This window comes from Chitinophagaceae bacterium (assembly GCA_030053935.1).
Taxonomy (GTDB): domain Bacteria; phylum Bacteroidota; class Bacteroidia; order Cytophagales; family JASGCU01; genus JASGCU01.
In genome coordinates, this window is sequence record JASGCU010000005.1 from 5703 (window position 1) to 18067 (window position 12365).

The 12365-nt window shown below is 31.6% G+C and carries 11 protein-coding genes; 10 read left to right on the forward strand and 1 reads right to left on the reverse strand.

Annotated features, from left to right (window positions below; translation table 11 throughout):
• The first annotated feature begins 248 nt into the window (after nt 1-248).
• The 10 genes from QM536_01205 (at nt 249) to rny (ending at nt 11162) form a co-directional block, all read left to right on the forward strand.
• Nucleotides 249-1580, forward strand: coding sequence for an ABC transporter permease (locus tag QM536_01205; GenBank protein ID MDI9355629.1), 1332 nt, complete (start codon nt 249-251; stop codon nt 1578-1580).
• 12 nt (nt 1581-1592) lie between these two features.
• Complete coding sequence (locus QM536_01210; protein ID MDI9355630.1) at nt 1593-2831, forward strand: ABC transporter permease; 1239 nt, start codon at nt 1593-1595, stop codon at nt 2829-2831.
• A gap of 81 nt (nt 2832-2912) precedes the next feature.
• Complete coding sequence (rlmD, locus tag QM536_01215) at nt 2913-4325, forward strand: 23S rRNA (uracil(1939)-C(5))-methyltransferase RlmD (protein MDI9355631.1); 1413 nt, start codon at nt 2913-2915, stop codon at nt 4323-4325.
• A gap of 188 nt (nt 4326-4513) precedes the next feature.
• Nucleotides 4514-4978: a YHS domain-containing (seleno)protein gene (locus QM536_01220; protein ID MDI9355632.1), complete on the forward strand. Its 465-nt coding sequence runs from the start codon at nt 4514-4516 to the stop codon at nt 4976-4978.
• A gap of 220 nt (nt 4979-5198) precedes the next feature.
• Nucleotides 5199-5633 (forward strand): Hsp20/alpha crystallin family protein, encoded by a 435-nt coding sequence (locus QM536_01225; GenBank protein MDI9355633.1) that lies wholly within the window; start codon nt 5199-5201, stop codon nt 5631-5633.
• 701 nt (nt 5634-6334) lie between these two features.
• Complete coding sequence (locus QM536_01230; protein MDI9355634.1) at nt 6335-7627, forward strand: nucleoside transporter C-terminal domain-containing protein; 1293 nt, start codon at nt 6335-6337, stop codon at nt 7625-7627.
• 22 nt (nt 7628-7649) lie between these two features.
• Entirely contained in the window at nt 7650-8549 is a 900-nt protein-coding gene (locus tag QM536_01235) for an ATP-binding cassette domain-containing protein (protein ID MDI9355635.1), read from the forward strand.
• A gap of 300 nt (nt 8550-8849) precedes the next feature.
• Nucleotides 8850-9152 carry a hypothetical protein gene (locus tag QM536_01240; protein ID MDI9355636.1) on the forward strand — a complete coding sequence of 101 codons (303 nt, stop codon included), beginning with the start codon at nt 8850-8852 and terminating at the stop codon, nt 9150-9152.
• A 12-nt stretch (nt 9153-9164) separates the two neighbouring features.
• Complete coding sequence (locus tag QM536_01245; GenBank protein MDI9355637.1) at nt 9165-9473, forward strand: hypothetical protein; 309 nt, start codon at nt 9165-9167, stop codon at nt 9471-9473.
• An 87-nt stretch (nt 9474-9560) separates the two neighbouring features.
• Nucleotides 9561-11162 carry a ribonuclease Y gene (rny, locus tag QM536_01250; GenBank protein MDI9355638.1) on the forward strand — a complete coding sequence of 534 codons (1602 nt, stop codon included), beginning with the start codon at nt 9561-9563 and terminating at the stop codon, nt 11160-11162.
• A gap of 26 nt (nt 11163-11188) precedes the next feature.
• Here the strand turns inward: rny and mnmA are convergent, their stop codons facing one another.
• Entirely contained in the window at nt 11189-12295 is a 1107-nt protein-coding gene (mnmA, locus tag QM536_01255) for a tRNA 2-thiouridine(34) synthase MnmA (GenBank protein ID MDI9355639.1), read from the reverse strand.
• Between the last annotated feature and the right edge of the window lie 70 nt (nt 12296-12365).

The window sequence follows — 12365 nt, forward strand, 5'->3', positions numbered from 1 at the left end:
AAGCAAAAGAAACAAAAACACAGCTACAACAAGAAAAAAAACGTGCAGAACACGAAAAAATAAACATAGTACAAAACTTAATAGCAAGTGGCATGGACAACGTATTTATTGCACAGATAACAGGATTTTCGTTAGAAATGACACAAAAAATACGAGAACCAAATGCATCTTAAAACAGATTACTACTACAAAATAATTTTTATTTGCCAATATTTCAAATAACTAACCATAAAAATGATCATTATATTATGAACAAATGTATTTTAATTTTTATAAAAGAATATATCACCAGGGTAAGAAAAAAATCTTTTCTGGTGGCAACCATATTAGGTCCCCTGTCTCTCGTTCTTATAATGTTATTACCGACTTATATTGCTACATTATCGGGGACGGATAAAAAAATCTCTATCATAGATAAGGCAGGTTTTTTTAAAAAGAAATTTACAAATACCGATGAATTACAATTTACTTTTATAGAATCAGAATTAGAAGAAGCAAAAAGTAATTTAGAAAAGAGCGATGATTACGGACTATTATATATCCCATCAATAGATATAGATAACAAAAAACCACATGGAATTACTTTTTATTCCACTTCCAAACCGAGCATCAAACTTTTAGAAAACATAGAAAATACCATAGAACTCACTATTGAAGAAAAAAAATTAATACAATCTGGTATTTCTCAAGGTTCATTAGATTCTTTAGAAGCAGATATTGATATTTCCACCATTAGCATTACAGAAGGAGAAGAACAAGAAAATAGTTCCTTAGTAGCTACAATTGTAGGATACATTTCTTCTTTTTTAATATACATATTTATATTTGGGTATGGAACACAGATAATGCGAGGTGTGATGGATGAAAAAACAAATAGAGTAGTAGAAATAATTGTTTCTTCTGTAAAACCTATGGAACTTATGATGGGTAAAATATTAGGAATCGGAGCAGTTGGTATGACTCAGCTTGCCCTATGGATAATACTTACTACCACCATATTAGGAGGAGTAAGTTTTTTCTTTGTTACCCCAACCAACCCATCTAAAAACCAAACCGAACTCGTATCTAAAAGCTTAGATATCCCTAATCCCTCTATTACTCCCCCTCTCCCCGAAAATAATATAGTTGCAGAAGCCCTATCATCTATAAATAGCGTAAATATACCTCTTATAGTAGGGCTTTTTCTGTTTTATTTCTTAGGAGGATATTTAGTGTATGGAGCTTTATTTGCTGCTATAGGTGCTTCGGTAGACACAGAGGTAGATTCACAACAATTTATACTCCCTATAACCAGCCCTCTCATTATTTCTATTATGATGATAGGAAAAGTTTTATTAGACCCACATGATAGTTTCGCTTTTTGGCTCTCCATAATACCATTTACTTCCCCTATTATTATGATGATGCGGATCCCTTTCGATGTTCCTACATGGGAAATACTCCTTTCTATGTCTTTGATAATTCTCTGTTTTCTCTTTACTACATGGATAGCATCAAAAATATATAGAATAGGAATTTTGATGTATGGAACAAAAATAAATTATAAAATTCTTTTTAAATGGCTTTTTTCTAAAAACTAAACAAAATACTGTATGCAAATCATAGAAAATATAAGAGAAGGTATCAAATCAATAAAAGCAAATGTCCTACGTGCATCCCTTACTGCATCTATTGTAGCAATAGGAATATGCTCCTTAGTAGGAATACTTACTGCAATAGACAGCTTACAAGAATCTATCTTGAATAATGTAGCCAGTTTAGGTGCAAATACTTTTGATGTGGTGTCTATTGAACATGATGGACGCTCCGATAACGGAACAGCACAAAAAATATATCCACCCATTAACTATTATGAAATGGCAATGTTTATGGAAAACTATAAAACGTATGGAATCCCATCTGTTAATGTAAACATATCAGGACAATCTGAACTCAAAAGGGGTAATAAAAAAACAAACCCTAATATGAGATTACGAGGGAGTGATGAAAATTATCTTGCCGTGCAGGGGGCTTCTCTCAAAAGCGGCAGAAATTTTTCCTCATTAGAAGCAAAAAATGGAGTCAATGTAGCGATTATTGGTGCAGAAGTATATAATGCCCTTTTTCAAAAAGACGAAGACCCCATTAATCAGTTTCTCATAGCATACGGAATCAAATTTAGAATAGTGGGATTGTTAGAAAAACAAGGAAGTATGAACGGAGACAATGGACGGGACAGATTAGTTCTCATTCCCATGGAAGCAGCAAGAAGAGTAGACCCCAATAAAAAATTGGATTTTAGAATTCGCATAGCACTCCAAGATCCATCAAAAATAGAAACTGCTATGGGCTATGCCACAGAAATAATGAGAATCATAAGAAAAGATCAAATAGGAACCCCCCTCTCTTTTGCAGTCGAAAGAAATATATCCTTATCGGAAAGGTTAGAAACTACCAATGGCTACTTACGCCTTGGTGCCTTTGCTATAGGATTTATAACACTCCTCGGAGCATCTATCGGTCTTATGAATATTATGCTCGTCTCTGTTACAGAAAGAACCCGTGAAATAGGGATTAGAAAAGCTATAGGTGCATCTCCTACAAAAATAAGACAACAATTTCTCATAGAAGCAATAATGATAACACAAATAGGCGGTGTCGCAGGAATTATTTTAGGAATATTGATAGGAAATACCATTGCAAGTTTTATAGGAAGCGACCAATTTAGCATCCCATGGCTATGGATAATCATTGGATTTATTGTAGGAATGATAGTTGGTATTTCATCAGGGTATTTACCAGCTTCAAAAGCATCAAAATTAGATCCTATAGAATCTCTCAGATTTGAATAACCACTTTGCTTTTGAATCCATAACGAGTCAAGATGAAACTCATGAATAATAATTACAAATAAGTGTGTCGATTTTTAAACAATGAACAAACAAAAACTTTTCGGTGCGAACACAATTCTAAAAGATATTCTGATAGAAGATCTGGCAGATGACGGAAAATGTGTAGCAAAATATGAGAATATGGTGATTTTTGTGAAAGGACTAGTGCCAGGAGATATTGCTGATTTACAAATCATAAAAAAGAAAAAAAATTTTGCTGATGCCATTCCTCTTACTATTACTCATTATTCTGATAAAAGATTCACCCCTTTTTGTAAACATTTTGAGGATTGCGGAGGATGTAAATGGCAAAACATAAAATACACAGACCAACTTTTTTACAAACAAAAAAACACAGAAGAAGGATTACGACGGATTGGAAAGATAGATAATCCTCCCATAAACCCTATTATACCTTCTCCTCTTACCCAATATTATAGAAATAAACTAGAATTTACTTTTTCTTACCATAGATGGCTCTCAAAAAAAGAGTTGGATACCCAAATAAGCAATAAAAACGGATTGGGTTTTCATACTATTGGAATGTTTGATAAAGTAGTAGATGTAGAACATTGTCATCTGCAACCATCCCCAAGCAACGATATAAGAAATTATATAAAAAAATACTGCATAGAAAAACAATTAGAATTTTATAACTCTCGTCTACACGTAGGATTTTTAAGAACTCTCACTATAAGAACTACTCTTACAGGGGAAGTGATGGTAATACTCCAAGTCTCCGAAGAAAACAAAGAACTTTTTGCACTATTGGAAAGTATAAAAGAACAATTTTCTTTCATAAGCTCCCTTTATTATGTTATTAACAAGAAAAAGAACGATACTTTTCACGATATAGAAGCATCTCTTTTTTTTGGAAAGAAATTTCTTTTAGAAAAAATACAAAATTTGCAGTTCAAAGTAAGCCCTAAATCATTTTATCAAACCAATCCTTTGCAAGCAGAGAATCTTTATAAAAATGCACTCCGAATGGCGAATATTCAAAAAGAAGATGTCGTATATGATTTATATACAGGAACGGGAACTTTGGCATTACTATCCGCCGAAAAAGCAAAAAAAGTATGTGGCATAGAAATAGTGCCAGAAGCCATACAAGATGCCAAAGAAAATGCTCTTATGAATAACATTGAAAATGTCTTTTTTGAAATGGGAGATACGAAAAAAATACTCCAAAAAGATTTTTTTGAAAAAAATGGGTATCCTTCCATAATTATTACAGACCCACCCAGAGCAGGTATGGATCCACAGGTCATACAGACAATCATAGATTCCTATCCTGAAAAAATTGTCTATATTAGCTGCAACCCATCAACACAAGCAAGAGACCTTTCTTTTTTTCATAATACATATACTATCACTGAAATACAACCTGTGGATATGTTTCCGCATACTCCTCATATAGAAAACATAGTACTATTGAAAAAAAACAATAAATAATGGCATATATCCCGATTATTTTTGTGAAAATAGATTTTTTTAGAATATTTTTGGATTTTTAACAGAAAAATATAACATTGCATTCCTCTTGAAAAAGATAAAAATAGTAAAGATTTAGAATTGAAATACTGTTTTTATTTTCAAAAAAGAAAAGTAAATTAATAATTATACACATAACATACATCACAATGAAATACATTTTTTTTATATTACTAATGGGAGTATTCACACAAGTAGCCGGGCAAGAAGAATACTCGAGAGAAAAACAATTTAATCTTATAGAAGGCAAAATAGCTTATAATGGATATGATGCTGTTTCTTATTTTAAAAAGAATCCTCAAAAGGGAAATAAAAAAATAACCTCTCAATACAAAGGAATTAATTATTTATTCTGCACCGAAGATTCAAAAAAAGAATTTGATGCAAACCCTTCCAAATACGAACCCGCATACGGAGGATGGTGTGCTTATGCTATGGGAAAGGTGGGAGAAAAAGTAGAAGTGGATCCTACCAGTTTTGAAATAATAGATGGAAAAGTATACTTGTTCTATAAAAGCTATTTTAATGTTACCTTAGATAAATGGAAAAAAGATAGAACATCTCTCAAACCATCAGCAGATAAAAATTGGAATGCTTTTGTAGGAAAAAAATAATCAAATACTTTTGCTCATAACACATATGTATATTTATCAGTTTCAACAATAATTACAACAAATATTTCAGCATCATTTTTGAAATAATCATAAAAACGGACAAAATGGCGGTTTTTGAAACAAAAAACAGACAAAATGTCAATAAATATATATGATATCACTATTGTATTTTTATAAGTGAAATTATTTATTACATTATTCACTTAAAAATATAAAAATTATGAGCTTAGTTAAATGGAAAAAAGACGATTTCTTGTTCCCATCTTTTCCATCATTATTAGATGATGTTTTTGAGCAAGATTATTTTAATAAAATAGCACTGGGTACAAATATTCCTGCGGTGAATATTAAAGAAAACGAAAAAGAGTATACTATTCATTTTGGTGCTCCGGGTCTTACAAAAGAAGATTTCAAAATATCCCTGGATCATAATCTCTTATCTATTTCCTCTGAGAAGAAAACAGAAAAAACAGATGAGAAAGAAAAATATACTCGTAGAGAATACAGCTTTAGTTCTTTTTCTCGGTCCTTTAGTTTACCCAATAATGTAAATAGCGATAAAATAGACGCTAATTACCTAAATGGAGAACTTATTATTACCATACCTAAAAAAGAAATAGAGACTAAGGTAATAAAACAGATTGCTATTAAATAAAGAACCTTTGAATGCAAAAGGGCGGGCATAAACCCGCTCTTTTTTATTTTATAGAAATCATATTATATAATTACCAATATATTTTGAAAACGAAAATTATTGAGATAAAAAATATCTCATGTAAAATATTTATGCGACCTTATATAAAAAGGAACCTCCCTCTTTTATTGAGAGGAGAGTTTCTTTTTTTATATTTATGAAAAAAGAAGGGAAATGAGAAGAAAAATTTGAAAAATAACAAAGATTTATTTCTTTATATTATCATTATGAAAACACGAAAGAGAATGAATTTGAGATTGAGAATTATTTAAAGAACAAAAATATCAGAAATAATAACAAATTAATACGAGAAAACGTTATTAAAAGGCAACCGAATTAGTTAACATTGAAAAAGAAATTAATTTGTACAGAGTATTAATAAAGATAAAAATAGTTTTGATTCTCTGTCTATTATATCAAAACCATTGATAAAAACAGAATCATCAGATATTTGATGACAAAATTCCAAAAACATTGCCTTAATAGCCCTAATTTTTTTCTGGAACTATTAAATAAATTTTTGCCAACACGGTTTTCCAAAACTGGAGCAGATATTCTTATCTCATTTTTAGAATAGAAAGCAAAAAAAACAAGAATTTACATTTTTTAGAGTATATTCAATAATTATATTTTTCATTTTATTTACTTTATATAACCATAATATGGATTACATCAGAGGACTTATAGGAGTGTTAGGACTTATAGGGTTCGCTTATTTATTTTCTAATAACAAGAAAGCAATAGATTGGAAGTTAGTATTAACGGGAATATCTCTACAGATATTTTTTGGAATAATGATTACACGAGTGCCTTTCATTACAAGTTTTTTTGGACTTATAAGTTCTGGATTTGTAAAGTTTTTAAGTTTTTCCACAGAAGGAGCGAAGTTTTTATTTGGAGATTTAGCAACAGGAAAACACAGCTTTGGTTTTTTATTTGCATTCCAAGCATTGCCTACCATCATCTTTTTTTCTACTGTATCTGCGGGATTGTATTATTTAGGTATTTTACAGAAAATTGTTTTTGGCATAGCATGGATAATGGCAAAGACAATGAAGCTTTCGGGAGCAGAATCACTCTCCGCAGCGGGGAATATTTTTTTAGGTCAAACGGAAGCCCCTCTACTCATACGACCTTTTGTTGCGAAAATGACCAAATCAGAAATTTTATGCCTGATGGCAGGAGGTATGGCAACAATAGCTGGAAGCGTTATGGGAGGATATATAGCATTTTTAGGAGGAGATGACCCCATAGAGCAAGCTCGCTTTGCATCTTATCTATTGAGTGCTTCTATAATGAACGCTCCCGCTGCTATAGTTTGCTCCAAAATTCTACTTCCTCAGACAGAACCCGAAAAGATAGATAGAGAACTCAAAGTAAACAAAGAATCTTTAGGAATCAATCTCATTGATGCTCTTTCCACAGGAGCATCCGATGGACTGAAATTAGCTCTCAACGTAGGAGGTATGCTGATGGCTTTTATTGCGGTCATTGCTTTCCTTAATTTTTTCATTGCTAACATAGGAGACCTTTTAGGAGTGAATACTATGATAGCAGAAAGCACCAATAACAGATTTTCAGGGCTTTCTTTAGAATATATTTTAGGACAATTTTTCCGAGTATTTGCTTTTATTATGGGAGTAGAATGGAAGGATACCCTTGTTTTGGGAAGTTTATTAGGACAAAAGACAGTCATCAATGAATTTGTAGCATATTTTAACCTTGCGGAGATAAAACAAACAGGAATTTTATCCAATAAAAGCATTGTGATAGCAACGTATGCCCTTTGTGGTTTTTCTAATTTTGCCAGTATTGCTATACAAGTGGGCGGTATCGGAGCAATGGCTCCTAATCAGCAATCTACTCTCTCCTTATTAGGAATGAGAGCTTTATTGGCAGCTACTCTTGCCTGTATGCTCACGGGAACTATTGCAGGTACCTTTGTTATTTATTAAATAAAAACTAAGTTCTATAACAATGGATATTTTAAAAGCAGAAAACATTTGTAAGACCTACGGAACTCACAAAGCCCTTGATAATGTGAGTATATCTATCCCTGAAGGAACTATTGTAGGACTTATGGGACCGAACGGGGCAGGAAAAACAACCCTTATTCGCATAATAAATCAAATAATCACTCCCGATTCGGGTAAAATCTTTTTTAGAGGAAATCCCATTTCTTATTTAGACGTGCAACAAATAGGATATCTACCAGAAGAGAGAGGACTTTACAAAAAAATGAAAGTAGAAGAACAACTACTCTACTTTGCACAATTGAAAGGATTGCCCAAAAAAGAGGCTGTCCCCTATATAAAAGAATGGATTGAAAAATTTCAAATGGAAAAATGGGCAAATAAAAAAATAGAAGACCTCTCTAAAGGAATGGCTCAAAAAATACAATTTATAACCACCGTTTTGCATAAACCCAAGCTTCTTATTCTTGATGAACCATTCTCAGGGTTCGACCCTGTAAATGCTCTTTTGATAAGAGACGAAATACTTCAATTGAAAGAGAACGGAAGCACTATTATTTTTTCCAGTCATAGAATGGAATCCATAGAAGAACTTTGTGATGACGTAGTCCTGATACACAAGGCTAAAAAGATATTAGACGGTAAAAAAAAAGAAATAAAAGAAAAGTTTAAAAACAACTCTTTTATGATAGAATACACCGGAACTATTACCCATCTCCAAGTACATTTTCAAATTATCTCTACGGAAATAAAGGAAGAAATTACCGTTGCCCATATAAAAATACTCAATGAACTCTCTGCCAATGCTTTATTACAAGAACTTATATCACAAGTGCAGATAAAAAGCTTTGTAGAAAAAGTTCCTTCTATGAACGACATATTTATTCAGATGGTGCAGAGTTAAATTCTATCCATATAGCACATGATTTCAACAGTGGACTATGGGTTGTGTTTGCCTTTATAAAATATAAAAAGAAAGAGAGCGTTGATGAGATGCTCTCTTTCTTTTTGTTTTTTTTATAAAAAAAATCAATTTTGAGAATCTACAATAAGGATAAAAAAGATTTTATAAAAAAAAATTATATTAGAAAAAGAAAAGAGATGAAATTATTTAAATATATTGAATATTTTTGTAGTTAAAAGAACAACTTTTAGAATACTTTTAGAAGATTTCTCACATTATAAAAAATAGAACACCCAAGATATGATACAAAGAGAAAATAAATTTAGTAAAAGATTTTTAGATATAGAAAAGGTAATAATTCTATTAGTAAAAGAATGGAAGCAAGTATCAGAGGAGAATACGATTTTGAAAGAAGAACGGAATAATTTGATAACAAAAATAATAGAAAAAGATTCTATAATAGAAGAATATAAAAAAATAGATAATTTAAAAAGCATACTTGGCTCTTCCCATATGAGTGAAGTAGAAAAAAGAGAATTAAAAAAATTTGTAGAAGAGCTCATAAGACAAATAGACCAAGGAATTACGTTTTTAAAAAAATAAAAGCAGCAGACAATGGAAAATAAACAGATAAAATTTATAATGAAAGTGGGGAATAAAGAACTTCCTCTGAGTATCCCTTTGGAAAAAGAGAGTTTTTTTAAGAAAGCATCTTTGGAACTGGATACTTTGTTTGAAACTCTTCGAAAAGAATACCCAATCAGCCCCGAACACGACATTATTTGTTTTATGGCATACCATCTTATGATAGAAAAATTAAAAAATCAAGAGATAATAGATGAAAACGAGCAGTTTTTGCAGACCAAAACAAGCACTTTTCATTCTTTATTAGAGGACTTTATCAAAACAAAACATAAAATATAAAAAGATGATATTACATTACTTATACTTACCAATTTATAATAACACATATAATTTTATTAATTATTCAACTTACCTTTAGAATATAAAATGAACATAGTATTGATTTCAACAACGGTCATAACAGCAATAGCAAGCGTCATAATAATTTATTTCGTCACCAAAGAATACAAAAAAATATATAAAACGAAAGAAAGAGAATTAGAAGAGAATTATAAAAAGCACAAAGAAGCTCTGGAAATGGAAGCAGAATCTATAAAAAAAAATAAAATTATAGAAGCCAAAGAAAAATTTCTGGAACTGAAAAAAGAATTTGAAGAGGAACAAAATAAACAAAAGGGCCAACTATTAGCTCAGCAATCAGCTTATGATAATAAAGTAATGGTATCTGAAAATAGATTGAAACAAAAAGAACAACATTTAACTCAACTAATAGAAAAGAATAAACGTTCTGAACAAGATATAGAAAATCAAAAAAAAACACTCAATAATGAATCAGAAGTTCTGAAAAAACAACAAGAAGAGTTAGAGAAGCACAAACAAACACAAATATCCGCCTTAGAAAAAATATCCAATTTATCCGTTGAGGAAGCACGAGAAAAGATTATTGAAAATATAAAAGATGAAGCAAAGAGCAAAGCTCTCTCTTATGTAAAAGATATAATGGAAGAAGCAAAACTAACAGCGGCAAAAGAATCTAAAAAAATAGTCATCCAAACTATTCAGAGAACAGCGAGTGACCATACTATAGAAAACTGCACTTCCATCTTTAATATAGAAAACGATGAATTAAAAGGAAAAATAATAGGAAGAGAAGGACGTAATATACGAGCAATAGAAGCCCTAACAGGCGTAGAACTCATCATAGATGATACTCCTGAAGCGATTGTTATATCAGGTTTTGATCCTATCAGAAGAGAAGTTGCAAGGTTATCACTCCACCGCCTCGTGCAAGATGGACGAATACATCCCGGTAAAATAGAAGAAATTGTGGCAAAAAGCTTTAAAAACATAGAAGAAGAAATTATGAACATAGGACAAAAGATACTCATAGAATTAGAAATACATGGGATTAACATAGAATTAGTGAAAATGATAGGAAAAATGAGATACCGTTCTTCTTATGGGCAAAATCTACTCCACCATAGCATAGAAGTTGCTAAATTATCTGCTACCCTTGCTGCTGAATTAGGACTCAATCCTGCAATGGCAAAAAGAGCAGGACTCTTACATGATATAGGTAAGGTCAGCACAGAAAAACCCGAACTTCCTCATGCTTTATTAGGAATGGAACTCGTAAAAAAATACAAAGAACACCCCGAAATATGTAATGCCGTAGGAGCACATCACGATGAAATAGAAATGACGTCCCTTATATCCCCCATAATTCAAATATGTGATGCTATATCGGGATCCAGACCTGGTGCAAGAAGAGAAGTACTCGAATCATACATCAAACGTATTGAAGAAATAGAACAAATCTCTTCAAATTTTGAAGGTGTAACAAAATGCTACGCTCTTCAGTCAGGTAGAGAAGTCCGAGTTATCGTGGATTCTGAGAATATAAATGACGAGAAAGCAAAAGATATTTCTTCTGCAATAGCACAAAAAATAGAAAAAGAAATGGAATATCCTGGACAAATAAAAATAACTGTTATTAGAGAAATGAGATATACTCATTATGCTAAATAGAGATTTGGTTATAGGAGATATACTACCTATTCATTTTTTTTAAAACTAGAATGGATCCAACCACCACCTATAACATCATCGTTTTCATAAAAAACAGCTGCTTGTCCTGGTGCAATAGAATGGACATTCTCCCCAAAAAATACTTTCATAGTATCGCCAATTTGTTCTATAACAGCAAAAGAACCAGGGTCTTTATATCGTATTTTAGTAATAGTATCTATTTTTTTTCCATAGATATTGGTATATTTTGACATAATTATCCCTTTTACGTACATACCGTTACGTTTGAGTTCATCAAATGTCCCTAATATAACCCGGTTATTTCCCTTATCTATTTCTATCACATACACGGGGTATCCCAAAGCTATTCCTAATCCTTTTCTTTGTCCTACGGTATAAAACGGATATCCCTGGTGTTTCCCTACGATAGTCCCATCTTCTAAAATAAAATCCCCATTTTTTACATTTTCTTCTAATTCGGGAACTCTTTTTTTTAAGAAACTACGATAGTCATTATCAGGAATAAAGCATATTTCATAAGATTCAGGTTTTTGAGTGAGATTAAAAAAACCTCGTTCTTCTGCAATTTTTCTTACTTCTTTTTTATAAATATTTCCAAGAGGAAAAAGAGTTCTGCTTAAGCTCTCTTGACTCAATCCCCACAGAGCATACGACTGATCTTTTGAGGTATCTACTCCTTTTGAAACAATAAACCGCCCATTTTCCTCGCGAACCTTTGCATAATGCCCTGTAGCAATGTATTCACATTCCAATTTATCAGCTCTTTTCAGCAATGCTTCCCATTTTATATGCGTATTACAAAGCACACAAGGATTTGGAGTTCTGCCCATTATATACTCACTTGTAAAATTATCTATAACAAAGTCTCCAAACTCTTCTCTTATATCTAATATGTAGTGAGGAAATCCATATTTTATAGCAACATCTCTTGCATCATTGATACTTTCTAAACTACAGCATCCCGTTTCTTTTTTTGCACCACTTGTAATACTGTAATCCCATGTTTTCATAGTCATACCTATAACTTCATACCCCTGCTCGTGTAAAAGAAGTGCTGCGATAGAACTGTCTATTCCTCCACTCATTGCTACTAAAACTCTTTTTTGGTTCATTTTTTTATTATATATTATTACACATCTGTTCTATTTCAAAAACTATCTTTTTTCTGTTTTTGTGTCAAAA

Coding starts and splice junctions, on each gene's coding strand:
- QM536_01205 (MDI9355629.1), top strand. CDS start 249: ATGAACAAATGTATTTTAATTTTTATAAAAGAATATATCACCAGGGTA.
- QM536_01210 (MDI9355630.1), top strand. CDS start 1,593: ATGCAAATCATAGAAAATATAAGAGAAGGTATCAAATCAATAAAAGCA.
- rlmD (MDI9355631.1), top strand. CDS start 2,913: ATGAACAAACAAAAACTTTTCGGTGCGAACACAATTCTAAAAGATATT.
- QM536_01220 (MDI9355632.1), top strand. CDS start 4,514: ATGAAATACATTTTTTTTATATTACTAATGGGAGTATTCACACAAGTA.
- QM536_01225 (MDI9355633.1), top strand. CDS start 5,199: ATGAGCTTAGTTAAATGGAAAAAAGACGATTTCTTGTTCCCATCTTTT.
- QM536_01230 (MDI9355634.1), top strand. CDS start 6,335: ATGGATTACATCAGAGGACTTATAGGAGTGTTAGGACTTATAGGGTTC.
- QM536_01235 (MDI9355635.1), top strand. CDS start 7,650: ATGGATATTTTAAAAGCAGAAAACATTTGTAAGACCTACGGAACTCAC.
- QM536_01240 (MDI9355636.1), top strand. CDS start 8,850: ATGATACAAAGAGAAAATAAATTTAGTAAAAGATTTTTAGATATAGAA.
- QM536_01245 (MDI9355637.1), top strand. CDS start 9,165: ATGGAAAATAAACAGATAAAATTTATAATGAAAGTGGGGAATAAAGAA.
- rny (MDI9355638.1), top strand. CDS start 9,561: ATGAACATAGTATTGATTTCAACAACGGTCATAACAGCAATAGCAAGC.
- mnmA (MDI9355639.1), bottom strand. CDS start 12,295: ATGAACCAAAAAAGAGTTTTAGTAGCAATGAGTGGAGGAATAGACAGT.